Here is a 25,868-nt window from a genome sequence, read left to right as displayed (position 1 = left end):
GAGGGATCACTATGTTTCAAAAAATATTAATTGCTAATCGCGGGGAAATCGCAGTTCGTATTATGAAAACTTGTCAAAAACTTGGCATTCGCACTGTTGCTATTTATTCTGAGGCAGATGAAAATGCCCTACATGTAAAAATGGCAAATGAGGCGTACTTAGTAGGTGGGCCGCGTGTCCAAGAAAGCTATTTAAACCTTGAAAAAATTATTGAGATAGCTAAGAAGACAAATGCTGAAGCAATCCATCCGGGATATGGATTATTATCTGAGAATCCGTCTTTTCCGGTTCGCTGTAAAGAAGAAGGAATCGTATTTATCGGACCGTCAGAAGAAATCATTACGAAGATGGGAAGTAAAATCGAATCACGTATTGCAATGCAAGCTGCAGATGTCCCAGTAGTTCCAGGGATTACTACAAATATTGAAACTGCTGAAGAAGCAATTGAAATCGCTAAACAGATTGGTTATCCATTAATGTTGAAGGCATCCGCAGGCGGCGGAGGCATTGGAATGCAGTTGATGGAAACTGAGCAAACGCTCACCAAAGCATTTGAAAGCAACAAAACACGAGCGCAAAACTTTTTCGGTAACGGAGAAATGTATTTAGAGCGCTATATTGCAGATGCACACCATATTGAAATTCAGCTTTTAGCAGATACACATGGTAACATAGTGTATTTATGGGAGCGTGAATGTTCAGTACAACGCCGAAATCAGAAAGTGATTGAAGAAGCACCTTCTCCATTTTTAGATGAAGGTACAAGAAAAGCGATGGGTGAAGTTGCTGTACAAGCTGCCAAAGCTCTAGGATATACAAATGCTGGTACAGTTGAGTTTCTAGTTGATGATCAGAAAAACTTCTATTTCTTAGAGATGAATACGAGATTACAAGTAGAGCATCCAGTTACAGAAGAAATTACTGGTTTAGATCTTGTAGAACAACAACTTTTAATTGCATATGGTGAGAAATTATCGTTTACACAAGATGATGTAAAACATAGTGGTCATGCCATTGAGGCACGTATTTATGCAGAAGATCCGAAGACTTTCTTCCCATCACCTGGGAAAATTACAGATTTAGCGCTTCCAACAAATGTACGTATTGATCACTTTTTAGAGAATCAAGTAACGATTACACCTTTCTATGATCCAATGATTGCGAAAGTCATTGCTCATGGTGAAACTCGTGAAGAAGCAATTTTGAAATTACATGATGCTTTAGAAGAATTAAAGGTAGAAGGCATTAAAACGAACACGCCAATGTTAATTCAAGTTTTAGAAGATGATGTGTTCAAAAGTGGTATTTATACAACGGGTTTTGTAACGAAACAACTTGTTAAAAAATAAGATTTAACAATATTAAGGGGGAAAAAATGATGACGAAAGTATATGCATCGATGGCAGGAAATGTATGGAAGATTGTTGTAGGAGTAGGAGATACAGTAGAGGAAGAGCAGGATGTCGTCATTTTGGAATCTATGAAAATGGAAATTCCAATCGTTTCAGAAGAAGCTGGCACAGTTATGAAAATTAATGTGCAAGAAGGCGACTTTGTAAATGAAGGAGATGTATTACTAGAAATTGAATAGGGAGATATAGGGGGAAGCGAATTGAAACTACCTAATTTTGCTGTCATTAAAGAAGTCGGGCCACGTGATGGCTTACAAAATGAAAAAAAGATTGTTGGCACAAAAGATAAAGTAAAATGGATTCAACTACTTACAGAGGCAGGATTATCGTACGTTGAAGTTTCCTCATTCGTTCACCCTAAATGGGTCCCTGCATTAGCAGATGCAAATGATGTGTTTTCTGAGCTGAAAAGGGATCCAAATGTTACATATGCAGCGCTTGTTCCAAATCAAAATGGTTTGGAACGAGCTTTTTTGCAAAATGTAGATGAGGTGAATGTTTTTTTATCAGCAAGTGAATCTCATAATAAAAGTAATATTAATAAATCAATTAAAGAAGCATTAGCTGTAATTGAAGATATAACAAAACAGGCATTATTCGAAGGGAAAAAGGTAAGGGGCTATGTTTCTACAGTATTTGGATGTCCTTATGAAGGAGATATAAGCGTCGTAGCAGTTGACGAATTATGTAATCAACTATTTTCATATGGCATTTATGAAGTCTCTCTTGGTGACACGATTGGTGTAGCAAATCCGTTACAAGTAGAGAAAGTATTAGAACATTTATTAAAGAAATATGATGCTTCGCAGTTTGCAATGCACTTCCATAATACGTATGGAATGGCTCTGGCGAATGTAGTTAAGTCATTAGAATATGGTATTACTACATTTGATAGTTCTTGTGGTGGTCTTGGTGGATGTCCATATGCACCAGGAGCATCAGGAAATGTTGCAACTGATGACTTAGTTCATATGCTCCATAAGTTAGGGGTTCAAACGAATATTGATGAAGAGAAGTTATTGAGAGCGAGTCAATTTATTCAAAGTAAATTAAATATCCAATTACCGAGTCATGTGTATAGAGCGCTTCAACATAAAACGATAAGTAGGTGAGAAGATGCTACAATTACAAAACATTTCAGTTGATTATGTAACACCTCACGTTGTAAAGATTTCATTATATCGTGAAAGACAAGCAAACTCATTATCTTTAGCGTTATTAGAAGAGTTACAAAACATATTAACTCAAATAAATGAAGAGTCTAATACCCGTGTAGTTATTCTAACAGGTGCTGGTGAAAAAGCATTTTGTGCCGGAGCTGATTTAAAAGAACGTGCTGGCATGAGTGAAGAACAAGTTCGTCATGCTGTTAGTATGATTCGTTCTACTATGGAAATGGTTGAACAATTACCACAGCCAGTTATTGCTGCTATAAATGGAATCGCACTTGGTGGTGGTACGGAATTAAGTTTAGCTTGTGATTTTAGAATTGCGGCTGAATCTGCAAGTCTTGGTCTTACTGAAACGACTCTTGCAATTATACCAGGAGCAGGTGGTACGCAGCGTTTGCCAAGATTAATTGGTGTTGGTAGAGCGAAAGAATTAATTTATACAGGAAGACGTATTTCGGCGCAAGAAGCGAAAGAATATGGTCTAGTAGAATTTGTTGTACCAGCTCATTTACTTGAAGAAAAAGCGATTGAAATAGCAGAGAAAATTGCTAGTAATGGTCCTATTGCTGTTCGATTAGCAAAAGAAGCAATTTCAAACGGTATTCAAGTTGATTTACATACCGGATTACAAATGGAAAAACAAGCGTATGAAGGTGTAATCCATACGAAAGATAGATTAGAAGGATTACAAGCATTCAAGGAAAAACGCATACCAATGTATAAGGGGGAGTAAATATGTTAGACCAAAAACAACAATCGAATACATTTGAAGAACGAGTTGAAACGATTAAACAAGGTGGCGCACCAAAGTATCATGAACAAAACAAAGCAAAAGGAAAACTATTTGTTCGAGATCGATTAGCTCTTTTATTTGATAATGGTGAATATGTAGAAGATGCATTATTTGCAAATTGTGAACAAACAGGATTACCTGCTGATGGTGTTGTAACGGCAACAGGTAAAATACATGGTCGTACTGCATGCGTAATGGCAAATGATTCAACAGTAAAGGCTGGATCATGGGGTGCACGTACAGTTGAAAAGATTTTACGTATTCAAGAAACGGCAGAAAAATTACGTGTTCCATTATTTTATTTAGTTGACTCTGCTGGAGCGCGTATTACCGATCAAGTTGAAATGTTCCCAGGGCGCCGCGGTGCAGGAAGAATCTTCTATAATCAAGTGAAATTATCAGGTAAAGTTCCGCAAGTCTGTTTATTATTTGGCCCTTCGGCCGCTGGTGGCGCATATATTCCAGCCTTTTGTGACGTTGTTATGATGGTGGAAGGAAATGCATCTATGTATTTAGGATCTCCTCGTATGGCTGAGATGGTTATTGGTGAGAAGGTAACGTTAGAAGAGATGGGCGGAGCTCGTATGCATTGCTCAGTATCAGGATGCGGAGATGTTTTATGTAAAACAGAAGAAGATGCAATTACACAAGCAAGACAATACATTTCATATTTTCCAAACAACTACTTAGAAAAGACTCCATTGGCTACACCTCAAGAACCGAAACAATTCGATAAAACGTTAGAACAAATCATTCCAGAAAATCAAAATGCTCCTTTCAATATGAAAGATCTCATTAATAGAGTTATTGACGAAGGTTCTTTCTATGAAGTGAAAAAATTATTTGCTCAAGAACTTATTACAGGTTTAGCACGTATTGATGGTAAGCCCGTTGGTATTATTGCAAATCAACCGCGTATGAAAGGCGGCGTATTATTCCACGATTCAGCTGATAAAGCAGCGAAGTTTATTAATTTATGCGATGCATATCATATTCCATTATTATTCCTTGCAGATGTACCTGGATTTATGATTGGTACAAAAGTAGAGCGTGCTGGTATTATTCGCCACGGTGCGAAAATGATTTCTGCAATGAGTGAAGCAACTGTACCAAAAATCTCTATCGTTGTTCGTAAAGCATATGGTGCTGGTTTATATGCGATGGCGGGTCCAGCCTTTGAACCAGATTGCTGCCTAGCATTACCAACAGCTTCTATTGCGGTAATGGGTCCAGAAGCCGCGGTCAATGCTGTATATGCAAATAAGATTGCTGCTTTACCAGAAGAAGAGCGTGATAGCTTCATTGCTGAAAAACGCGAAGAGTATAAGCAAGATATTGATATTTACCATTTAGCATCAGAGATGGTCATTGATGGTATTGTTCATCCAAACAATTTAAGAGAAGAGTTAAAAGGACGATTCGAAATGTATATGAGTAAATATCAAGTATTTACGGATCGTAAACATCCTGTTTATCCAGTTTAAAAGCCCTAATTAGGGCTTTCTTGCTCAAAAAGTCAAGGAGGGGAAAACATTGAAACAAGCAGTTTGGTTTCCAACAGAAGAGTATAAAGAAAAAACGCGTTTGTATGGTTGGATGAAATCATTGGGCTATGAAGATTATGAAACGTTTTATAATAAATCTATTGAAGAAACAGCTTGGTTTTGGGGAGAAGCTGAAAAAGCGGTTGGCTATCAATGGATGAAACCTTATACAGAAGTGCTAGATTTAGAAAATGGAACGCCGTTTGCACAGTGGTATAATGGCGGAACATGTAACGTTGTAGAATCAGTTTTATCACGCTGGCTTGCAGATGATGAAACAAGAACACAACCAGCACTTCAGTATGAGGGGGAAAATGGAACTTCAAAATCATTTACATATGAAGAACTTGACAGCTGGGTAAGTCGTGTTGCAAACGGTTTGAAACATGCGGGTATTGAAAAAGGTGACCGTGTAACAATTTATATGCCGATGATTCCAGAAACAGTTGTTGCAATGCTAGCTGTTATGAAAATCGGAGCAATTATTTCACCAATATTCTCAGGTTTTGCGTCTGATGCAGTCATGACACGTGTGCAAGCGGCAGGATCTAAAATGATCATTACTGCAGATGGTTTTTCACGCCGCGGTAAAATAGTTTCATTAAAAGATGAAGTAGATAAAGCTTGTGAACATTGTCCAACTGTTGAAAAAGTTGTTATCGTTCGTCATGCGGGAAACGAATTTACACCGCATAATTATGATTTCTCATGGAGTACGTTAGAAAAAGAAAAGCCATTTGTACATGCTGAAGAAATGCATAGTGATGATCCATTAATGCTCATTTATACATCAGGTACAACTGGGAAACCGAAAGGAACAGTACATACACATGCTGGTTTCCCTTTGAAAGCTGCATTTGATGCAGGATTTGGAATGAATATAAAACAAGGTGACCGCGTATTATGGGTAACTGATATGGGATGGATGATGGGACCATTTCTACTATTCGGCTCTCTCATAAATGGAGCAACGATGGTTATGTATGAAGGTGTACCTGACTTCCCAGAGGCAGATCGTTTATGGGAGACAGTTGATAAATATGAAATTACACATCTCGGTATATCACCAACATTAATTCGTGCGTTAATGGCAAAAGGTGATGAATATGTAAATAAACATTCGCTTAAGAGTTTAGAAGTTTTCGCCTCAACAGGTGAACCATGGAATCCAGACCCTTGGATGTGGCTATTTGAAACAGTTGGAAAAAGTAATGTACCAATTTGTAACTATTCAGGCGGAACTGAAATTTCTGGTGGCATTTTCGGAAACGTCCTTATTAAACCAATTGCACCGATTAGTTTTAATGCATCTTTACCAGGAATGGCAGCAGTTGTTCTCGATGATCAAGGTAATCCAATTCGTGATGAAGTTGGAGAATTATGTTTAGAGAAACCGTGGGTTGGTATGACAAAGAGCTTCTGGGAAGACGATGAGCGTTATGTGAACACATATTGGTCACGTTTTGAAAATAAATGGGTTCATGGTGACTGGGTGATTTATGATGGTGAGCAATATATTATTACAGGACGCTCAGATGATACGTTAAACATTGCTGGAAAACGCATTGGACCTGCTGAATATGAATCAATTCTTGTAAAGCATAATGATGTCATAGAAGCTGCCGCGATTGGTGTACCTGATGAAGTAAAAGGTGAAGTTTGTCATTGTTTTGTAGTATTAAGGGACAATATAACATTCACAGGAGAGTTAAAGAAAGAATTAATGAGTTTAGTAAACTCTCATATTGGAAAAGCATTATGTCCAAAAGATATTCACGTTGTAGAAGATTTACCAAAAACACGTAATTCTAAAGTAATGCGACGCGTCATTAAAGCTGCTTATTTAGGAAAAGAATTAGGTGATTTATCATCACTTGTAAATCCTGAAGTAGTTCCGTTTATTCAGGGGTTGCAGTCTAGTAAAATATAAGAAATAAAATATGTATAATATGAACTGACCTCTAATTGTTAGAGGTCAGTTTTTATTTTTTCTTGCATTGCGCTGAATAGAAAAAGACATTTAATTAATTATTAATATGAGGATTCCAAGTATATACACTTGAAGTCCATACAGTAGTACATTTGTTTTATATTTAGTACATGTGTTTGTTTTTTCCTTTCTATGTTTTTGCCTCGTACACTTTAAAGTTAGTGGACATACTATATTAATAGAAATGATTAGGGGGTGAGATTTTGGGTTCTAGGTTTAATAATTGTAAAAAGAAGTGTACGTGTAAACAGGATGATTGTTGGGATATTTTCGAAGAGTGTAAAAAAGAACAAAATGAGAAATGTGATGACTCTTGTGTGCAAGGAATTAGAGACGAGCTTAAGAAATTAATTAATCGTACAGTACAAATTAACACAGAGGGACGTACTTATGTAGGTACTGTTTCATCTGTAAGTTGTGATGTAGTTAAGCTTGCTGCTATTCCTGGTTCAGTGGGGGTAATTATCTCAATTTGCAAAATTGAAGCAATTTTCCCTCCTGTTACAACAGTTACTGCTGAGTTTGATTTTAACGGTGTGGATGTAGCAAATAAAGCATAATTAAATAGTTTTATGAAAAAGCCATTCTTGTGAATGGCCTTTTTTAATAGACTAAAGAATACTATTTCCTTTTTCAATGAAAATGAATAAAAACTAAATTTTTATTGAAAATACTTCATTAAGTTTTTGTCGACCTAATGGAGTAATATGTATTGCTCTTGAGTGTTTTACTTTTATAATCCAATTCATTTCAAGCATTCGTTCTAAAAGTATATTTCCTAATGCGCCTGCAATGTGGTGTTGTCTTTCCGTCCAATCTAAACAACATTTTGAAAATAATCGTCTTTTAGTTTGTAATTTTTCTAAGTCTATATCAAGATCATAAAAGAATTTCTCACCAATCTTAGTTACTTGAAAATCAGTTTCATTTTTTACTAATACTTCTTTTCTTAATAATGCATTTGCGATTTCTACGCCTAATTTTCCAGCTAAATGATCATAGCATGTTCTAGCGAATTCAATTTCATTCATTTCTTTTGCTTGTTTAAACGATTGAATTGGTTCAGGTTGCGTAATGAAGAGGATTTTTTCTAAAGAATCGGCTAGTTCATGATTTGTTAGTTTATAATAACGATGCCTTCCATGCTTTTCAACTGAGATAATCTGTGCTTCTAACAATTTATTAAGGTGAAAAGTTGCTGTTTGTGGTTTGATTTTTGCTGCATTAGCCAGTTCAGTTGCAGGGTGAGGTCGTCCGTCCATAAGATGAACTAAGATAGCGGATCGAGATGCATCACTAAGTAACGATGCCATTCGTGCAATATTTGTACTCATCTTATTCCCTCCTTTTTACATCCATATTTCGATGATAATGGAAGTTTTTATTAGTTACAATAGATTTATAGAAAATATTAGGAGTGATAATATGGATTTAAAAATAAATAAGTTTGTATGTAAAGAGATACAACCGAAGATTTTATATTATGGTATGCCAATTTTTTTATTATCTACTTTGAATGAGGACGGTACAACAAATGTTAGTCCTATGTCATCTTCATGGGCTTTAGGGAATTATATTATTTTAGGCATAGGTCTTGGAGGAAAAGCGATTCAAAATCTTGAAATTAATAAAGAATGTGTAGTAAATTTACCTTCTTCATTACAATGGGAACAAGTTGAGAAAATTGCACCATTTACTGGTGTAGAAAATGTTCCTAATTTTAAGCAAGACATGGGATATACATATAAAAAAGACAAGGTATCAGTATGTGATTTCACTTTAATCGATTCAACCAAAATACAGCCACAGCGAATAGTGGAGTGCCCAATACAAATTGAAGCAAAAGTGAAGGAAATGCATATTCCAGAATATGCACCTTTCTTTGCAATTGTTGAAACTGAAGTCGTTCATGTGCATGCACATAACGAGATCATTAAAAGTGAAAATCATATTGATCCATTAAAATGGAAACCGTTGTTTTATAATTTCAGACATTATTTTTCAATTGGAAAAGAGCTAGGTGAAAATTATCGGGCATGATAAGGAGTATGGAAATGATTAAACTAGAACCCTTTAAAAGAAACGATTTTAAACAATTAATGAACTGGATCCATTCCGAAGAATTTTTAATACAATGGTCAGGAAATGCATTTGCATATCCCTTAAACGAAAAACAATTAGAAAAATATATAGAAAGCGCAAATACGCTTGCATTTAAAGTAATAGATGAAGAGAGTAAAGAAGTAATTGGTCATATTTCACTTGGGCGAATAGACAATATTAATAAGTCGGCAAGGATTGGAAAAGTGCTAGTTGGTGATACAAAAATGAGAGGACGTTCTATAGGGAAACATATGATGAAGGCAGTACTACAAGTTGCATTTGAAGAATTAAAACTACATAGAGTAACTCTTGGTGTCTATGATTTTAATACGTCGGCCATCTCATGTTATGAAAAAATAGGATTTGTAAAAGAAGGTTTATTACGAGAGTCAAAAAAAGTAGGAGAAACGTATTGGAATTTATGGGAAATGAGCATGTTAGAATATGAATGGAGCGATAAAGAATAATAGTTTTCTGTAATTATGTTATGTTAATTAAAAGGGGTATGGTGGGGATTATGAATAATAAAACGAAAATCATTACAATTGCAGCTGTTTCAGGAGGAGGTAAAACTACTGTTACAGAAAAATTAACTGAAAAGCTAAAAAATTCAAAAGCACTATATTTTGATAGCTATCATTTTGAAAATTGTCCTACTGATATTTGTAAATGGATTGATGATGGAGCAAATTATGATGAATGGGAGCTTACGCCATTAATTCATGATATTCAGCATCTTATACGAGAGGATAATGTAGATTATATTATTGTAGATTATCCTTTCGCAGACTTAAATAGTGAAATGCGAGAATTTATTGATGTAACTATATTTATCGATACACCTTTAGATATTGCGCTGGCTAGAAGAATTTTAAGAGATTTTAAAGGAGATACAATAGATGAAATACATAATGATTTGAAACATTATATGACATTTGCGAGAAAAGCTTATTTAGAAGCAATTCATACTGTTAAGCCGAATTCGGAAATTATATTGGATGGCTCTTTATCTGTAAGTGAAATAATTAATCATGCTGTAGAGGAACTTGGTCTGAGAGAAGTGATTGTAAATGGTTAAATGTATAGAGGAATATGTACAAGTTGACGATTTTAAAATGTATACGAAAAAGTTCCAAGGAAAGAAGCTGCAGCCAGTTATTATAATGGAGGCAGGTTATGGCGATTATTCAAAGACATGGGACCATATTGCTGAAGAGTTGACGGAATATGGGACGGTCCTTACATATGATCGAGCGGGATTAGGGAAAAGTGAGAAGAGTTCTAAGAGGCGTATTAGTTCTGAAATCGTAAAGGATTTAAGGTGTTGCTTGGAGCAAATACAATTGAAACCACCTTATATTTTTGTAGGGCATTCTTTTGGCGGTATAAATGCACGTTTATTTGCGACTTTTTATCCCGAAGATATGTTGGGAATCGTTTTAGTGGATTCGACACCAGAAAATTATAAAGAAGCATTTTTACCAATCATGGCTACTGATTTTCAAGAAGCGTACTATAAACAGTTTGTATATGAAAGTTCATATGAAGAGTTTACATTTAGTTTAAGTGAAGTAGATAGATATTGTAAATCAATGAATGATATTCCACTTGTCGTGTTAGCTGCGGGTAAAAAAGCTTTTTATTCGCCGGATGCACAAATGAAATGGTTGCAATTGCAAGAAGAATTATTACGATTATCAAGCAATAATAAATTTGTAATTGCAAAACAAAGCGGTCACTATATTCAAAAAGATGAGCCTCAATATATAACAGATGCTGTTAAGTGGATAATAGAGGTTAGGGAGAGATAAATATGTACACTTATTTCAATACAATTGGCAAGTAAGAGATGATTGGTTTAAGTGGTGTGAACAACTTTCAGAGGAAGAATTGCTCCGCAAGCGTGTAGGTGGTGTAGGAAGTATTTTAGAAACATTATTCCATATTGTCGATGTTGAATACAGCTGGATTAGTGCACTTCAAAGAAAAGAAGATAATGAACCGCAGTTTAAAGATTATCAATCAATCCAAAAAGTGAAAGCGTTATCTGATTTATATAAACGAGAATTAGATGATTTTTTGCAGTTGTGGTCACCTAGCCTAGAATGTAAGATATCAAAAGCTTCGTGGACAGATAAAACATATACATACGGTGAAGTGTTAAGGCATGTAATTGTACATGAAATTCATCACATTGGTCAGCTATCTATGTGGGCAAGAGAGTTAAATCTTCAGCCCATTTCAGCTAATTTAATTGGAAGAGGATTATAAATTTAGAAAACGGCTTGCACTGTAAATGCAAGCCGTTGTTATATATAAGAGGATTTCCTAGTTGAAATCCTCGGATTTTTTCTGGCGTATATGTAAAAACATTAAAAATGTAATAATGAAGAAAATCAATAATGTCTGTATGACTAAATTTTTAAATTGAAGCAATACTGTCCAAGATGTAACAGCATCTTTAAAAGCTTGGAGTGAAGAGTACGAGGATGGATCAAAACCGTACTGTAGTAGTTTTTTTGTTTCAATAAAGGTACTGTTTTCTTCATTTGAGTCTAATATTACAGAAATAAGTCTAGTATCTCCTCGATGTGCTGTACTGACAAAACTATAATTACCATTAGTTGAAAAACTAGTTTGTAAGCCGTCAACACCTTGGAGATTAATGTTTTTATTAAGGGAATAAATCATCTTATTTGTATTGAAAACTTTTGAATCTTTGAAGGTAAATTGGTAAGAGGTTAGTTTCGTAATATTCAATACATCTGGAAAGTCTTTTACTAATTGTGTCGCTAGTTTCGCTACATCTATCGCTGTTGTATTTGATTGTTTATTTGTATCGTTATTCATACCAGTAGCATTTAGAAACGGGGATGGTTGTGATAACTTTAGTTGTTTTGCTTTTTCATTCATTAAAAGTGTAAAGTTATCTTCGTTTCCAGCAATGTGTTCTGCAAGGGCAAGTGCGGAACGATTATTCCCTGTCAAAAACAATGCATGAAGTAAATCACGAACTGTCGTTTTATCTTTCGAAGTTACTTGTATAGGACTTGTTTCTGCTCGGAAAACTTCGTTACTTATTTTTACTAATTCATCTAATTGTATTTTTCCTTCATTCAGTTGTTCCATTACGATATACTCTGTCATTAATTTAGATAAAGTAGCTGACTGTATAGAAATATCTTCATTTTTTTTATAAACAACTTCACCTGAATTAGCATCTATTAAAATAGCTGATTTAGCTTGAATAATTGGACCATTTACATAAAGGTAAAAATATAAAACGATAAGTGCTGTAATAACAAAAGATAAGAATAAAATTGTGAACTTTTTTAAGAATTGCATAAGCGATCCTCCTACTATGGCATCAATAATAGTATTGTAAAAAGGAATGCTTAATTAGTAAGAAAGAAAAGGTAAAGAATTTCTAAAGAATTATAAAATATTATTAAATTTTGGGCTTTAATGGAAAAATGAAAGGTCCAATTCTTATATGGTAAGAAATTGGACCTAAAATAAAGTTGTATTAACATTTATATTGTTGTAGTTTTACAGTGAAAGTTGTTTTTGTATCATCACTATATACTTCAATTGTTCCTTTATGCAACTCTACAATACTTTTTGCAATTGCTAATCCGAGACCAGATCCACCAGTGTTCGTAGAACGAGATTTTTCAACGCGATAAAAACGTTCAAAAATATGAGGTAAATCCGTACTAGGAATAGGTTGGCCGTAATTTGTTATATCTATAGTAATCATATTATTGCTTTCATAGGCTGCAAAATCGATATATCCACCGTCGTTTCCATAGGCGATAGCATTTATAATAAGATTTTCAAACACACGTACTAATTTGTCTCCATCAGCTAATACCATCAGTTTTTGAGATGGGAAAGAAGGGCGACATTCTATATTCGCTTCTTGAAATTGTATTCGAAATTGAACAGTTAATTGTCCAAGAAGTTCTACAATATCAATGGGGACAGAATATAAACTTAACTCTTTATTTTGAACACGTGTATATTCAAACAAGTCATTCATTAATGCATTAAGACGGGTTACTTTATCGTAAATGACTTGTATATAATGGCGTAATTCCACTTCATCTCTATAATTATCATGATGGATTAAATTCACGTACCCAACTATAGAAGTAAGAGGAGTACGTAAATCATGCGATACATTTGTAATCAATTCACTTTTTGCTTGTTCTGCCTGTCTTTCTTCATCAATCGAGACTTTCAATTGTTCAACAATTTGATTAACCCCGCTTGCTAGCTCTTCCAAATAATTATGGTTTACAATAGAAACTTTATGATTGAAGTTTCCATTTGCAATATAACGAATCTCTTCTATCATTTTTTTAATACAAGCTTCATAGTAAAGCTTTCTTTCATGACGGTAAAAAATGTATAGGTAAGATGAGAAAATCGAAAATAAAAATAAATAAGAGACGATCATCATCCAAAGAGATTCCTTTATTCCTTTATATTTTTCATAACCAAAAATTCTAATAAATTCTTTTCCTAGTTCGCTTAATGTAAGTGAACTTTCAATTACACTTGTAACAAGACGATATATAATTAATTCAGTAATGGGGGTAAGTGTGATAGCTAACATGAACCAAAAAATTAACTTCCACTTTGGGATATCTTTTAATATATCAAATGCTTCATTTCTCAATTTTATAGCCTACTCCCCAAACAGTATGAATAAACTTCTCTCCATTCATTCCTGTTTCAAGTTTATCCCGTAAATTACTAATGTGGACCATTACAGTTTTATTTGAACCATAGCCATCTTCATTCCAAACGCGTTCAAAAATTTCTTCGGAACTAAATACTCTCCCGGTATTACTCGCAAGTAAATATAAAATATCAAATTCAATAGATGTAAGTTTAATGTATTCTCCATTGACTTTAACTGTATGATTATGTTTGTGTATTTCAGCAGAACGAATACGGATAATACCATCTTCATTTTTGGAGGAAGTGGCATTTTGGAAAGATGATCTTCGTAACAAAGCTTTTACTCTAGCTACTAATTCTAATGGATTGAAGGGCTTAATCATATAATCATCTGCACCTGTCATAAGACCTAGTATTTTATCCATATCTTCTGCTTTTGCACTCAACATAAGAATAGGTACAGTATTATTCTCACGAACTTCCTGGCAAACCTCTAATCCGTTTCGTTTTGGCATCATAATATCCAAAATCATAAGGTCAACTTCATATGTAGAAATCATTTGCAATGCTTCATCGCCATCGTATGCTTTATAAATGTTATAGCCTTCATTTCGCAAATAGACAGCAAGTAATTCAACAATTTCTTTATCATCATCAATAATTAATATGTTTTTATTCATTATGTAGTTCCTTTCCTTACAAATCATTAACATTACTATAATATCAAACATTTATGTATTTTGTAGCAATGATTCCACATAAAATTTCATGTAACGTATAAAAAAGGGATTAAAACATTCTTAACGAATACAAATAAAAAGGATATTTAAATACAACGTTATGCTGAAAATTAGGAAGAAGGGGACATACGATGTTATATAAGGATATATATTCATTTACTCCAACTGGAAAAATTGAAAATGATATAAAAGCTTTTCTATTAAAATACAATAAAGAAGTTACATATAAACATTCAATTCGAGTGGCAAATGAGTCTCATAAAATTGCGGTTATGTATCATGTAAATGGGGAAAAGGCAGCGATTGCAGGATATTTACATGATATTAGTGCAATCTTTCCGAATGAAGATCGGATTGTAGTTGCTGAGCAATTTGGAATAGAGATATTGCAAGAAGAACGAGAATTTCCAATGATTATTCATCAAAAGTTATCGAAAGTAATTGCAAAAGAGATATTTAAAGTGGATGATGAAGAAATTTTGAATGCAATTTGTTGCCATACTACACTACGTAAACATGCAACGAAAATGGATTTAGTGTTATTTGTTGCTGATAAAATAGAATGGGATCAAAATGGAGCACCACCATATTTAGCAGAAGTAAAAAAAGGATTAGAAAAATCTTTAGAACATGCTGCTTTTGCATATATTTCATATTTGTGGGATAGAAAAGATAAGTTGAAAGTTTTACATCCTTGGCTAGAAGAATCATATTGGCAGTTAAAAGAAATTGTAGAGTAGAAAGGGTATAAGAATGCAATTAAAAGAATATATGAATCAAACATTTCCTGGGGTTACATTAGTACCACATATATAATTTCAATGGGAAAATCATTTGCATTTTCATTTTGGGAAAGGTAAAGACCTATATGTAGAAAGAACCGACGCTATAAATAGGGAATACTTCACTCAACTTTATACATATAATAAATACTTATTTGAAGATATATTTTCAAAAGAAGATGAAGTCTTTTTAGTAACAAATGTTTATCGATTTAAAAAGGAAAATGTGAAAAATCCGCAGAAAATTAATCTATATAGACGTTTTATTCATAATAGAGAATTAAAGTATCATATAAGGCAAGAAACAGTACCTTTTTTATTTGAAGAAGAAGCTGACTTGTATTGTACTCATCAATTTTCACTAAAATGTTTTGCTTGCGATATAAAGTATATGCCGCTTATTCAAGCTGCGAATCATGAATATTTTCCGGGGCTTTATCCTCGTTTTGGACGGAAAAAAGAAATTTTTTATCCTTTTCGGCAAGAAGACTCCATCTGATTCGTGTTACGGGTGAAACCCAACAATTCAGGTGGAGATAGTTGACCCAGATGTATTTCTTATTAATGCAACAAAAGATATTATCATGTTTATTTATGATGATAGAGGATGTGAAGTAATTGCGAAGAATAAAGAAACAATACGAAATTTATATGAGAAATATAAAGAGTGGATTCCAGATTATGAACGAGAAAGTATAGATAATTTATTTAAATGACAGTGGGGGAAGTGAAGCTTGTAATGAAACGTATTGCAATCGTAGCCGCATGGGAACCTGAACTTAATTATTTGCAACAGTATTATCCAAGTGAACGCATTGAAAAAAGAGCAGCTTGGGAATTTCATTTTCATACTATAAATGATCTAGAAATTATTTCAGTTATAACTGGTGTTGGTAAGGTAAGCTGTGCTAGTTGTGTACAATTATTAATTAGCGAGTTTCAGCCTGATGAGTTGTTTATGACAGGGATATGCGGCAGCTTATCAAATAAGGTAAAAAATGGACATATTGTAGTAGCCCTTAATGCAATACAACACGACGTTACTGCCGCTGGTTCAGGGGAAGATGTTTTCAATTTATATAATGGTAGAACAGCACCTATTGAAACAACAAAGTCACTTGTAAGAAGAATAAAAAAGATACGATCTTATGATCCGATCCATTATGGTACATTTTTATCTGGAGATCAACGTATCCGTAGTTCAGAAATGAGATATTTACTCCATACTGTATATGGAGCATTAGCGGTTGATCAAGAAGTGGCAGCTTTTGCTTATGTGTGTCAAATCAATAACAAGCCTTTTCTATGTTTAAAAGCTGCTTCAGATCAAGCGAATGATAAAACGAAAGAGGAACAAAAAATCTTTAAAATGTTAGCGTGTGAACGAGCGTGCGAGCATTTAATTGCTTTTTTACGTGTATATGAGATTAATGTAGTAAATAATAGATAGTAAGAGGGGTTGATATTGCACCATTTGTTATAAAACAAATTAATAGTGACAGATATGTAGGGAAGTGCCCATTTATTTCAAATTAAATGGTTTCATTAAAAATGAAAGAATGATGGGCAGAGTGGAACTAGTACATTTTATGTATTTGAATATTAAATTTAGTACGAGTGAGTGGGGGATAATTTTATATGATTCAATACAAAAGATGCAGTGAAGTAAATATAGATTTAGTATATGAAGCTTTTAGAGATGGTTTTTCAGATTATATCATTAAAATGGAAGTTTCAAAAGAAGATTTTATAAAAAGATTTTTTGGAGCTGAAGGGAATTCACTTAAACATTCCTTTCTTGCTTTAGATGGGAACAAATCTGTTGGTGTAATACTTGGCGGGATAAAGGATTATGAAAACATAAAAACAATGCGCTGTGGAACATTAGCCGTGCATCCTAATTACCGTGGTATGGGTGTGAGTCAAAAGTTATTTGAACTGCATAAAGAAGAGGCGCTTCAAAATGAGTGTAAGCAACTTTTCCTTGAAGTCATTGTAGGAAACGATCGAGCGATTCATTTTTATACGAAATTAGGCTATGAAAAAGTGTATGACCTATCTTATTATAATTTAAAAGATATGACTAAAATAATAAATAAAGAGTGTAAAGGAATTGAAGTAAAACAATTAGATTTTCCATCGTTTAAACTTGAAATTCAGAAATGGTTGCACTTCCATATAAATTGGCAAAATGATATGGATTATATTGAAAAAACAAATAATACATTTTACGGCGCATATGTCGACAATGATTTAAAGGGTTCTATATGTATGAATGAACAAGGTAAAATTAGTTTTCTTTTCGTAGACAAAGACTATAGAAATCGTGGTATTGGATCAAGATTATTACAAGTGGCAAGAGAAAACTTAAATGTATCAAGTTTATCAATTGGGTTTCCAAACAACAATTTACTAGAAGGATTTTTAAAGAAAAATGGATTTGAAAAGAATTCGTTAGCACAATATGAAATGTATGTATTGCTGTAAAAAGCGGAAGGAGTTATTCTTTCGCTTTTTATTTTTGTACTATATTGATATTTTACTTTGTATAATATTTTATTTTTTTGTAGAATAGATAGGATGGGAGGGGATGAAATGAATAATGGATTAAAAGTTAAGATTTTTGAATTGCATTGTTTCGTTCAAATGACTTATTCTGATATTAAAATAGCATGTGATATTGCTATTTATCAAGAAAATACTTCAAAATATTTAATTTCATTAGGATTTCTAAATAAATCATATATGACTTATTTAGAAGCAAAAAGATTTTATCGTGAAAATGAAGAACTTGTAAGTGTAGAATTTGATAATTTCTTTTATACATATGATAAATTAGAAGAGGAATTAAAAAAAGTTATTTCAACTGAAGATAAGAATCCTTCATTGCTACATAGCAGATTTGATCAGTTTCAGCAGAAAGTTGAAAATATAAATGACCTAATAAAAGTAATGCAAAATGCTCGTTAATGAATGCTTTTTTCTTTCTATATAGAAATTATGCATAAAAAATATTAAGGATATTACATATTGAAAGGATGACTTTTGTTTGCTACAGAAGTCATCTTTTTATAATACAGTATTGCATAATGTGTTGTACTTTTTATTTTTCTATTTTTGATAGGGATACATTTAAGTAGTTTCATATTTTAGTAAATAATACGAGGAAAATAACATGAATAATAAAAAAGAAATAGCTATAGTTGCTTTAACAACAGGATTGGCCTTAACAACTGTGACACCATATAGAGTAGGTTATGCAAGGGAAAAGAGTCAGATTTAAAAGTAAGTGAAGAGTATGTTGAAGCTATTAAGGAGAGTAAAAAAAGTAATTTTAAATTATTAACTGGGACTGGAAAAGATGATTTAGGAATAACTCGTACATTCGGTATTTCTGAACAAAGTAACGGGAAATATGCGCTTGCTGATTGCATAAGGGGGCAAGGAATTGAGACGTACGATGTGAATTATAGAGATATTACTTTTGAAGATGAATATTATCCTAGTATATTAGCGACTAGCACATCAACAACATTTAATGATCCAAAAGCGGTAAGTGCTCATTTCTTAGCAACAAACGTATATGATTTTTATAAAGACAAATATAAGCATAATAGTTTTGATAATAAAGGGAAAAAAATAGTTTCAGTTGTGCATGCATGGGATTCTGGAGAAACAAATGATCCTAAAAATTGGACAAATGCATGTAGTGCTAATATTAACAATGTTAGTATGCTTATATATGGTGACCCAATGGTTAGAGCGTTTGCATAGCGGGTCATGAATTTACACATGCGGTTACATCTAGCGAATCTAATCTTGAATTTTTCGGGGAATCTGGGGCAATTAATGAGGCATTATCTGATATTATGGGAACGGCTATGGAGAAATATATAAATAATGGGGAATTTAATTGGACAATAGGAGAACAAAGCGGATCAGTTCTCCGTAATATGAAAAATCCAGCTTCAGTCAAATTATTTGATGGAGTACCGTATCCAGATGATTATAGCAAATACAGTGATTTAAACGGAGAAGATAATGAGGGCGTTCATTTCAACTCAAGTATCATTAATAAAGTCACGTATTTAATTGCACAAGGTGGAACTCATAACGGTGTAACTGTAAATGGCATTGGTGAAGATAAAATGTTTGATATTTTCTATTATGCAAATACTGATGAATTGAACATGACATCTAATTTCACTGAATTAAGATTAGCATGTCTTAAAGTTGCAACGAACAAATATGGTGCAAATTCAATTGAGGTTGAAGCGGTTCAAAAAGCATTTGATGCAGCGAGAATTAAAGGAACCGTGAAAGAAAACGAAAAAACTGAGTCAAACCAAGTCCCAGAGTTAACAGTACCGCCAACAATTACACTGCGTATCGGTGATAAATTTGACCCAATGAGCAATATAAAAGGTATTGATAAAGAAGATGACAATCTTACTTCTAAAGTAAAAGTTGAGGGTGAAGTTGATACCTTTAAAGTCGGTACTTACATATTAAAGTATACAGTTACAGATTCTAAAGGCCATGAAGGAACTGAAAAACAAACTGTAACGGTCAAAGTTAGAGAAGAAGTTGAAAATGAAATACCAATACTAAAAGTACCTGCTACAACTACAATTACTGAAGGAGACCATTTCAACCTAATGGTAGGCGTATCAGCTATTGATAAAGAGGACGGAAACATTACTACTAAAGTAGCGTACGAAGGAACTGTAGATACCTCTATAGCTGGTACTTTTGAAATAATATATAGTGTCAAAGATTCTGTAGGTAATGAGGTACATACAATACAAAAAGTAATAGTGAAGGATAAAGACACTAGCAAAGCTAAAAGTATTACGAATAACGGTAATATCCCGAATAACAGTAATTCTGATAAAAAAGAAACTACATATAAAGAGCTTCCAAACACAGGTACAAGTACAACTAATAGTGCAACAATGGGCTTATGGATGGTTATTGCAGGTACAGTGCTCACTTTAGTTCGCAAATTTAGAAAGATACAAAAATAGCTGTGTATCATGAACTGATTCCATAAAGTTAGTTAGATCATTGCCTAAGGGGATTTTTATTTCTTCGGTTTAATATTGTCCTTTACTCATTTTTTCTTAATTTACTGTAGAAGGTAGACTAATAGTAAACATAGAATATATTAATAATTAAAATGTTTACGAGGTGTAAGAGATGGCAATAAAACAAGATGAAATTAAAGTAGTAGTTGGAGCAGGGGTGTTCAATAATAATCCAGGCTGGATTCAAACGCAAGAAGATGAACTTAACTTACTAGATAAAGTGACGTGGGAAGAAAGATTTGAATACAATTCTATTTCAGCTATTTTAGCTGAGCATGTATGGGAACACCTTACTTTTGAAGAAGGTGTAAGAGCAGCTGAAATTTGTTATGAATTTTTAAAACCAGCAGGGTACATTCGGTGCGGCGTTCCTGATGCATTTTTCCGAGATGAGGCGTACCAAAATATAGTTCAAATAGGTGGACCTGGTCCGAAAGATCATCCAGCAGCAAGTCATAAAATTGTTCATAATTATAAAACATTAACCAAAATGTTTGAAACTGCTGGGTTTGAGGTAGTTTTACTTGAATATTGTGATGAAAATGGTCAGTTTTTTTACAACGAATGGGATGCAAACGACGGTGTTATTTTCCGTTCGAAAAGGTATGATTCTAGAAATAAAGGTGATAAGTTTGGCTTTCCATCGTTAATTGTCGATGCGATTAAGCGGTAAGTCATTCAATAAAAGCAGGAATTAATTCTATAATTTTATGAGTCGCATTTGCGACTTTTTTTGTTGGGATGTAATATGGAAGAGGCTATTTATAATAATTAATACGTTATTAAAGATTTATTTTATATATAAAATCGGGTAAAATAATATGAGAACATATATTCTGTATAGGGGGGTAATTAATATGATAGCTGAAATTGAAAAAGTAACTGATGGGTATATTGTAAAATTTGAACGCCAATTTCCATATAAGATAGAAGAAGTTTGGTCTGTTTTAACAGAAAACAGTAAGCTTAAAAGATGGATGTCGAATTTACAGATTGAATGCCTTAAAACAGGTGGAATAATCAAGTTTGATATGATGGACGGTTCTTTTATAAATATTGATATTTTAGAGTGTCAAGTAAACGCAGTGCTTGAATTTACTTGGGATAAAGATCGTGTCCGATTTGAAATACATAAAGAAGAAAATGAAAATGGTTCTATTTTACTTCTTAAAGAATTCATTCATGAGTTAACAGATCATACTCCGAAAGATATAGCGGGTTGGCATATTTGTTTAGATCTTTTTTCCTCCGTACTAGAAGGGCAAGAAAAAGAATTTTCTAAAGATGAATGGCAACGGTGGTTTGAAAAATATAAGGATAAGGTTCTTGAAATCAGAGGACAATTACGTTAGGGGTTATATTCATTATATAGTTATTACATTATAAAAATGGTTTTAATGAAGAATAAGAATAGGGGTTTATATAGAAAGTCATTGATATAAAAATAGATATAGTGATTCCATTTCATAAGTCGTATGGAATCGAGTCCTAAAAAGTGGGTTACAGAAGTTTGTTATCCAGTTAAATGATGATAAAGAAAAAAGGCATATACATAATGCCTTTTTTCTTTATCAATTTGTCCATAAATATCAAGAGAAATTACTTCTTGATTCGATTCATCAATGACTAGCACAATTTTCTTTGCAAATCTACAAAATTAGCGCATTGTAATAGATATTTAAGTTTCTCGATTTCAATTAACCAGTCATACATAATTACCTTTCCTTCCATCATAGTTTTCGTATCGGACTATAAAGTGCAATAACAACTTCAAGTAACTTCGTGAAAGCAGCTAAAGCAAATACAAACACTGGATTATAAGCCGAAATAATGCCTCCTACTAATGCCCCGAGTGGCATAGCTAATCGTGTAAGTACACGTGAAAATCCTAAAACCCTTCCTTGCATATTTGATGGAACGGTTTCCTGGCGAACTGTGGCTACAATTGTATTCCATGCAATATTACAAGTCATTGCAATACCGAAAGCAATTCCGGGAGCAAGCCAGTATGTACTCCAAAGCGCAAAAGTTAAGCCAATTGCTCCTGCGAATAGGAGTAAAGGAATTAGAATACCGCGCTGCAATCTTTTTTCTAAAGGAACTGCAATCAAGCTTCCTAAAAGTCCGCCTATTCCAATTAGTGAATAATTAAAGCCACTTTGTTCTGGCGTAAGTTGCAATGTAGACAGTAAATAATACATGAACACACCTAAAACCGCACTTGCTCCAAAGTTTCCAATCATAGCTTGAAAAGATAAAGCTAAATTTAAGCGATCGTTTTTGATCCATTTACATCCATTTACCAAATCAGCTAGTACATTTTGAAGTGCATTTTTATCTTCGCATTTCTTGTTTACGGTTTTCATAGACGGTAATAATATCACAGCAATCAATGTTGCAATAAATGAAAGAACATTAATCCAAAGTACCTGAAAGCCCCCAATAAAAGAAATGAAAAGCCCAGCTATCATTGGACCAAATAAACTAGCTAATTGATTGACCATTTGAAAGAAAGAATTAGCCTTCGTCAATGATGCACCTGCAATATGTGGAATGACTGTAACAGTTGTTACATCAAAAAGCATGGACATAACCGCTAAGGTAAAAGTAATTACGTATAAATGCCAGATTTCTAATAGATGTAATGTATGTAGAATGGGGACAAGACTTACTAAAATAATATTGGTAATATCCGCTATCCAAAGTAACTTTTTTCGATCGTATCGATCAATTATTACACCAACTAAAGGGCCAAATAAAACAATTGGCAATACATTAATAGCAAATAAAGAACTCATAATTACAGCTGAACCGGTTAATTGATAGGCAATCCAAGGCAACGCAAAAGTGTATAGTGAATCCCCAATTCGTGAAATGAGTAAACCAAAAATGAAAATCTTGTATTCTTTAGAAAGAGTTGTCTTTATGGTAAGGCTACGTTCTTGTATAGGTTTCACACTGTTTATACCACCTTTATTATAGAGGGATTTGAAAATAAACCGTCCAATACTTATTATATATAGAATTCTGTAATTTTTTGGTGAATCCTACTTTTTACATGTATTTTAAGGAGGAAATAAAAATGAAGAATGTAAAAGCAGCCTGTACTGTTTTAGATAGTATGTGTGGTTGGAGAGAGATGTAGATTATACACATAAAATAAACCATAAAAATGTTATGTAAACTATTTGTGCGTATGGAATATATTTCCTTATAATTTGTATTTTATAATATATAATAGAAAGTAAGAATATTTTGGTAGTTATCGAAAGTAATTAAGAGCGGTTATTTGAAAGGAGTGATGTTTTATGAACAAACAAAAAAACAAAAAATGAGGTGAAAATAATTTGAGTATGCGTATCATGCCTCTATAAACTACGTTCGCTCAAAGCTAGGAGCAGCGCATGATAAAAATTACAATAGGAAAAAATCAATACCCAATAACATTAGCTGAGGATCATAATTTTGATTGGTTAAAGGATGTAGAAGTATTTACTATTTTTGATCAGCAAGATTCAGGTAATATTAGTTTTGGTATTATTGAAAAGGGACAACGCTATTTTTTGAAGTATGCTGGTGCACGCAATTTAGAGTATAAAGGTAATGTAGAGGATGCAATTCAACGATTAATGAAAGCAAAAGAAGTATATGAACAAATTCAACATCCTTTACTAGTTTCATATATTAATTCGATTCAAATGAAAAATGGATTTTGTTTAAGGTTTCATTGGATTGATGGGGAATGCATGCACAATCATTGGGACTTTACGCCGTTTGAAAAACACCATGCACCAAATTCACCTTTTGTTAAGTTAAGGCAATTATCCGTGATGGAGAGACTTAACATATTGACTCAGATTTTTGAGTTTGCAACCTATGTGGAGTCACTAGGCTATGTCATGGTTGATTTTTATGACGGTAGTATTTTATATAATTTCGAGCAATCAAAATTGACGATTTGTGATATTGATTTTTTTCAAAAAGCACCAGTGTTTAATGAAATTGGGGAGAATTTTTGGGGTACAGCTCGCTTTAAAGCACCAGAGGAATATGAACTGCATGCACAAATTACAAGCGAAACGAATGTGTATGTATTAGCTGGAATTGCTTTTGCCTTTATCGGTGGAAAAAATGATAAAAGCTATGAAAAATGGGAGAGCTCACAAGAATTATATAATATATGTAAAAAAGCGTTGCATAAAGAAAAAAGTAAAAGATATCGCACTGTTCAAGCGTTTTATGAAGCTTGGCTTTTATATATAGAATAAATAATTGAAGATTCATTTTAATTTATATGTATTAACAAAGGGGAACACATAAAATGAACGAATTAGAGTACAAAAACTTTTATGATAAAGTAGGAAGATTAAATGGATGGGATTTTAGTAAAGTAAAATGTGAAACTGTAGGAGATTCATGGGACTTTTATAGAGAGGTAAAAGAAAGATGCAAGCCATCACATATCTTACTAGATGTTGGTACAGGCGGAGGAGAAAATGTACTTAATATAGCATCTTCGGCTAAATTGTTAGTTGGAATAGATAATTCTAATGGAATGATTGAAAAAGCTGCTTTTCGTTTAAGGAAAGGCAGCTTTTTTGTATAGAAACAATACCATATTAACAATGAAGGAAGCTAACAAATTCATACTAAAGTTGTAGTTTTTCATTTGAAATATCCATCCTTCCGTTTGATTCTATCTATTTATAAACGTAATACAATACGAATAGATAATAAGAAAAGAGAGGGAATGTAAAGTGATTACACATATATCAGATATAAAATTACAAACGGTTTCCATAGAAGGGGTAAAACAAGTTTATAAGGATATATTTTCTTTTCCAATAAAAAAGGAAACAGCATCGTTCATTCAATTTGAAGTAACTCCATACACAACTATTAGTTTTCAAGAAGTGTATGAACCAATTGCACCTGCACATTTCGCTTTTGAGATTCCATATTCAAAATTTCATGAAACAGCAAGATGGCTAAAGGATTCTGGATTACTCATTGTGAAATGGAAAGATGGAAATACAATCGGTGTGGAGAAGGATTTATTCAATTTATACTTTAAAGACAGTGATGGAAACCTACTCGAAATTATTGCACATAGTTATGTTAAAGAAGGTGTATTAGTACCGCATTCGCCTTTAAACATTTTATATGTAAGAGAAATCGGACTTCCCGTTAAAAGTGTACCTGTATTTACAGAATGGTTGAAATCAAATCTAAATATGAAAACGATGGAAGATGGGGATATTTTCAACTTTGTTATAGGGGGCACAGCATATATTGTTGCAACTTGGTGGCAACGACCTTGGATCCCAATTGCGATGAAAGCTTTACCACCGAAAGTACACGTATCTTTCGGAACACCAGATCAAGCATTTTTACAGCGAATCCAAATTAACTTTAAGAAAAATAGTGTCCCATTTCAATGTAAACATAATGAAGTATCATTTATTGAGCAAGGATATGCATTTTCAATTGTGCATACACCACATTTTCCTTCCGATATTCCTAGTAAATTAAACTTACCACTTTCTATTTAAGGAT

The 25,868-nt window shown here is 33.2% G+C and carries 24 protein-coding genes and 5 pseudogenes; 24 read left to right on the top strand and 5 right to left on the bottom strand.

Annotated features, from left to right (window positions below; genetic code table 11):
- The first annotated feature begins 11 nt into the window (after positions 1–11).
- From Q9B79_RS06160 to Q9B79_RS06130, 7 genes are all read left to right on the top strand, one after another.
- The gene (locus tag Q9B79_RS06160; RefSeq protein ID WP_306183030.1) at positions 12–1,349 is read left to right on the top strand and encodes an acetyl-CoA carboxylase biotin carboxylase subunit; all 1,338 of its coding nucleotides are present in this window, start codon (positions 12–14) and stop codon (positions 1,347–1,349) included.
- A gap of 26 nt (positions 1,350–1,375) precedes the next feature.
- Positions 1,376–1,591 (top strand): acetyl-CoA carboxylase biotin carboxyl carrier protein subunit, encoded by a 216-nt coding sequence (locus tag Q9B79_RS06155; RefSeq protein WP_001985297.1) that lies wholly within the window; start codon positions 1,376–1,378, stop codon positions 1,589–1,591.
- 21 nt (positions 1,592–1,612) lie between these two features.
- On the top strand, positions 1,613–2,524 hold the full coding sequence (gene mvaB, locus Q9B79_RS06150; RefSeq protein ID WP_098880945.1) for a hydroxymethylglutaryl-CoA lyase: 912 nt from the start codon (positions 1,613–1,615) through the stop codon (positions 2,522–2,524).
- A 4-nt stretch (positions 2,525–2,528) separates the two neighbouring features.
- Positions 2,529–3,317: an enoyl-CoA hydratase gene (locus Q9B79_RS06145; RefSeq protein WP_306183029.1), complete on the top strand. Its 789-nt coding sequence runs from the start codon at positions 2,529–2,531 to the stop codon at positions 3,315–3,317.
- Between the two features lie 2 nt (positions 3,318–3,319).
- Complete coding sequence (locus Q9B79_RS06140; protein WP_306183028.1) at positions 3,320–4,861, top strand: acyl-CoA carboxylase subunit beta; 1,542 nt, start codon at positions 3,320–3,322, stop codon at positions 4,859–4,861.
- Between the two features lie 49 nt (positions 4,862–4,910).
- Positions 4,911–6,851: an AMP-binding protein gene (locus Q9B79_RS06135; protein ID WP_306183027.1), complete on the top strand. Its 1,941-nt coding sequence runs from the start codon at positions 4,911–4,913 to the stop codon at positions 6,849–6,851.
- 263 nt (positions 6,852–7,114) lie between these two features.
- The gene (locus tag Q9B79_RS06130; protein WP_131932346.1) at positions 7,115–7,471 is read left to right on the top strand and encodes a hypothetical protein; all 357 of its coding nucleotides are present in this window, start codon (positions 7,115–7,117) and stop codon (positions 7,469–7,471) included.
- A 93-nt stretch (positions 7,472–7,564) separates the two neighbouring features.
- Here Q9B79_RS06130 and Q9B79_RS06125 read toward each other — a convergent pair whose 3' ends face one another.
- A complete protein-coding gene (locus tag Q9B79_RS06125) occupies positions 7,565–8,245 on the bottom strand; it encodes an ArsR/SmtB family transcription factor (protein ID WP_306183026.1) in 681 nt (226 codons plus the stop codon).
- Positions 8,246–8,336: 91 nt separating this feature from the next.
- Between Q9B79_RS06125 and Q9B79_RS06120 the strand changes: the two genes are divergently transcribed.
- From Q9B79_RS06120 to Q9B79_RS06100, 5 genes and pseudogenes are all read left to right on the top strand, one after another.
- Positions 8,337–8,951 (top strand): flavin reductase family protein, encoded by a 615-nt coding sequence (locus Q9B79_RS06120; RefSeq protein ID WP_306183025.1) that lies wholly within the window; start codon positions 8,337–8,339, stop codon positions 8,949–8,951.
- Positions 8,952–8,959: 8 nt separating this feature from the next.
- Complete coding sequence (locus Q9B79_RS06115) at positions 8,960–9,481, top strand: GNAT family N-acetyltransferase (protein WP_372339536.1); 522 nt, start codon at positions 8,960–8,962, stop codon at positions 9,479–9,481.
- A gap of 50 nt (positions 9,482–9,531) precedes the next feature.
- Positions 9,532–10,092, top strand: a complete 561-nt coding sequence (locus tag Q9B79_RS06110; RefSeq protein WP_306183330.1) for a nucleoside/nucleotide kinase family protein — start codon at positions 9,532–9,534, stop codon at positions 10,090–10,092.
- Entirely contained in the window at positions 10,085–10,825 is a 741-nt protein-coding gene (locus Q9B79_RS06105; protein ID WP_306183023.1) for an alpha/beta fold hydrolase, read from the top strand. Before Q9B79_RS06110 ends, Q9B79_RS06105 begins: the two co-directional genes overlap by 8 nt.
- A gap of 10 nt (positions 10,826–10,835) precedes the next feature.
- A pseudogene (locus tag Q9B79_RS06100) lies at positions 10,836–11,285 on the top strand (DinB family protein); the annotation flags it as partial.
- A gap of 57 nt (positions 11,286–11,342) precedes the next feature.
- Here the strand turns inward: Q9B79_RS06100 and Q9B79_RS06095 are convergent.
- The 3 genes from Q9B79_RS06095 to Q9B79_RS06085 all read right to left on the bottom strand — a co-directional run bounded on the left by Q9B79_RS06095 (position 11,343) and on the right by Q9B79_RS06085 (position 14,383).
- Positions 11,343–12,359 carry a D-alanyl-D-alanine carboxypeptidase family protein gene (locus Q9B79_RS06095; RefSeq protein ID WP_306183022.1) on the bottom strand — a complete coding sequence of 339 codons (1,017 nt, stop codon included), beginning with the start codon at positions 12,357–12,359 and terminating at the stop codon, positions 11,343–11,345.
- Between the two features lie 181 nt (positions 12,360–12,540).
- On the bottom strand, positions 12,541–13,698 hold the full coding sequence (locus Q9B79_RS06090) for a sensor histidine kinase (RefSeq protein ID WP_306183021.1): 1,158 nt from the start codon (positions 13,696–13,698) through the stop codon (positions 12,541–12,543).
- On the bottom strand, positions 13,688–14,383 hold the full coding sequence (locus Q9B79_RS06085) for a response regulator transcription factor (RefSeq protein ID WP_046959467.1): 696 nt from the start codon (positions 14,381–14,383) through the stop codon (positions 13,688–13,690). Before Q9B79_RS06085 ends, Q9B79_RS06090 begins: the two co-directional genes overlap by 11 nt.
- A gap of 191 nt (positions 14,384–14,574) precedes the next feature.
- Between Q9B79_RS06085 and yqeK the strand changes: the two genes are divergently transcribed.
- The 9 genes and pseudogenes from yqeK to Q9B79_RS06040 all read left to right on the top strand — a co-directional run bounded on the left by yqeK (position 14,575) and on the right by Q9B79_RS06040 (position 21,664).
- Positions 14,575–15,183 carry a bis(5'-nucleosyl)-tetraphosphatase (symmetrical) YqeK gene (gene yqeK, locus Q9B79_RS06080; protein ID WP_306183020.1) on the top strand — a complete coding sequence of 203 codons (609 nt, stop codon included), beginning with the start codon at positions 14,575–14,577 and terminating at the stop codon, positions 15,181–15,183.
- Positions 15,184–15,196: 13 nt separating this feature from the next.
- Positions 15,197–15,941 (top strand): annotated as a pseudogene (locus tag Q9B79_RS06075) (DUF3885 domain-containing protein).
- Complete coding sequence (locus Q9B79_RS06070) at positions 15,938–16,675, top strand: phosphorylase family protein (protein WP_306183019.1); 738 nt, start codon at positions 15,938–15,940, stop codon at positions 16,673–16,675. Before Q9B79_RS06075 ends, Q9B79_RS06070 begins: the two are co-directional and overlap by 4 nt.
- A pseudogene (locus Q9B79_RS06065) lies at positions 16,675–16,761 on the top strand (NADH-flavin reductase); the annotation flags it as partial. The gene Q9B79_RS06070 and the pseudogene Q9B79_RS06065, both read left to right, overlap by 1 nt.
- Positions 16,762–16,863: 102 nt before the next feature.
- Positions 16,864–17,712 carry a GNAT family N-acetyltransferase gene (locus tag Q9B79_RS06060; protein WP_306183018.1) on the top strand — a complete coding sequence of 283 codons (849 nt, stop codon included), beginning with the start codon at positions 16,864–16,866 and terminating at the stop codon, positions 17,710–17,712.
- 108 nt (positions 17,713–17,820) lie between these two features.
- Complete coding sequence (locus tag Q9B79_RS06055) at positions 17,821–18,195, top strand: hypothetical protein (protein ID WP_306183017.1); 375 nt, start codon at positions 17,821–17,823, stop codon at positions 18,193–18,195.
- Positions 18,196–18,492: 297 nt separating this feature from the next.
- Positions 18,493–20,252: pseudogene (locus Q9B79_RS06050) on the top strand (M4 family metallopeptidase); the annotation flags it as partial.
- Between the two features lie 172 nt (positions 20,253–20,424).
- Entirely contained in the window at positions 20,425–20,985 is a 561-nt protein-coding gene (locus Q9B79_RS06045) for a class I SAM-dependent methyltransferase (protein WP_306183016.1), read from the top strand.
- A 184-nt stretch (positions 20,986–21,169) separates the two neighbouring features.
- Positions 21,170–21,664, top strand: coding sequence for an SRPBCC family protein (locus Q9B79_RS06040; protein WP_306183015.1), 495 nt, complete (start codon positions 21,170–21,172; stop codon positions 21,662–21,664).
- Positions 21,665–22,042: 378 nt separating this feature from the next.
- Here the strand turns inward: Q9B79_RS06040 and Q9B79_RS06035 are convergent, their stop codons facing one another.
- Entirely contained in the window at positions 22,043–23,269 is a 1,227-nt protein-coding gene (locus Q9B79_RS06035; RefSeq protein ID WP_306183014.1) for an MFS transporter, read from the bottom strand.
- Between the two features lie 447 nt (positions 23,270–23,716).
- On the opposite strand from Q9B79_RS06035, the gene Q9B79_RS06030 reads away from it, so the two are divergent.
- From Q9B79_RS06030 to Q9B79_RS06020, 3 genes and pseudogenes are all read left to right on the top strand, one after another.
- Positions 23,717–24,580 carry a serine/threonine protein kinase gene (locus tag Q9B79_RS06030; RefSeq protein ID WP_306183013.1) on the top strand — a complete coding sequence of 288 codons (864 nt, stop codon included), beginning with the start codon at positions 23,717–23,719 and terminating at the stop codon, positions 24,578–24,580.
- A 53-nt stretch (positions 24,581–24,633) separates the two neighbouring features.
- Positions 24,634–24,900 (top strand): annotated as a pseudogene (locus Q9B79_RS06025) (class I SAM-dependent methyltransferase); the annotation flags it as partial.
- 169 nt (positions 24,901–25,069) lie between these two features.
- Positions 25,070–25,864, top strand: a complete 795-nt coding sequence (locus Q9B79_RS06020; RefSeq protein ID WP_306183012.1) for a VOC family protein — start codon at positions 25,070–25,072, stop codon at positions 25,862–25,864.
- Positions 25,865–25,868 lie beyond the last annotated feature (4 nt).

It is taken from the genome of Bacillus sp. MHSD_36 (assembly GCF_030757775.1).
Lineage (GTDB): Bacteria > Bacillota > Bacilli > Bacillales > Bacillaceae_G > Bacillus_A.
Note: the sequence above shows the minus strand (reverse complement) of the source record. Positions and strands in the feature narration are given on the sequence as shown.

Coding starts and splice junctions, on each gene's coding strand:
- Q9B79_RS06105 (WP_306183023.1), top strand. CDS start 10,085: ATGGTTAAATGTATAGAGGAATATGTACAAGTTGACGATTTTAAAATG.
- Q9B79_RS06060 (WP_306183018.1), top strand. CDS start 16,864: ATGATTCAATACAAAAGATGCAGTGAAGTAAATATAGATTTAGTATAT.
- Q9B79_RS06145 (WP_306183029.1), top strand. CDS start 2,529: ATGCTACAATTACAAAACATTTCAGTTGATTATGTAACACCTCACGTT.
- Q9B79_RS06160 (WP_306183030.1), top strand. CDS start 12: ATGTTTCAAAAAATATTAATTGCTAATCGCGGGGAAATCGCAGTTCGT.
- Q9B79_RS06040 (WP_306183015.1), top strand. CDS start 21,170: ATGATAGCTGAAATTGAAAAAGTAACTGATGGGTATATTGTAAAATTT.
- Q9B79_RS06125 (WP_306183026.1), bottom strand. CDS start 8,245: ATGAGTACAAATATTGCACGAATGGCATCGTTACTTAGTGATGCATCT.
- Q9B79_RS06115 (WP_372339536.1), top strand. CDS start 8,960: ATGGAAATGATTAAACTAGAACCCTTTAAAAGAAACGATTTTAAACAA.
- Q9B79_RS06095 (WP_306183022.1), bottom strand. CDS start 12,359: ATGCAATTCTTAAAAAAGTTCACAATTTTATTCTTATCTTTTGTTATT.
- Q9B79_RS06030 (WP_306183013.1), top strand. CDS start 23,717: ATGATAAAAATTACAATAGGAAAAAATCAATACCCAATAACATTAGCT.
- Q9B79_RS06085 (WP_046959467.1), bottom strand. CDS start 14,383: ATGAATAAAAACATATTAATTATTGATGATGATAAAGAAATTGTTGAA.
- Q9B79_RS06155 (WP_001985297.1), top strand. CDS start 1,376: ATGATGACGAAAGTATATGCATCGATGGCAGGAAATGTATGGAAGATT.
- Q9B79_RS06120 (WP_306183025.1), top strand. CDS start 8,337: ATGGATTTAAAAATAAATAAGTTTGTATGTAAAGAGATACAACCGAAG.
- Q9B79_RS06140 (WP_306183028.1), top strand. CDS start 3,320: ATGTTAGACCAAAAACAACAATCGAATACATTTGAAGAACGAGTTGAA.
- Q9B79_RS06055 (WP_306183017.1), top strand. CDS start 17,821: ATGAATAATGGATTAAAAGTTAAGATTTTTGAATTGCATTGTTTCGTT.
- yqeK (WP_306183020.1), top strand. CDS start 14,575: ATGTTATATAAGGATATATATTCATTTACTCCAACTGGAAAAATTGAA.
- Q9B79_RS06110 (WP_306183330.1), top strand. CDS start 9,532: ATGAATAATAAAACGAAAATCATTACAATTGCAGCTGTTTCAGGAGGA.
- Q9B79_RS06045 (WP_306183016.1), top strand. CDS start 20,425: ATGGCAATAAAACAAGATGAAATTAAAGTAGTAGTTGGAGCAGGGGTG.
- Q9B79_RS06070 (WP_306183019.1), top strand. CDS start 15,938: ATGACAGTGGGGGAAGTGAAGCTTGTAATGAAACGTATTGCAATCGTA.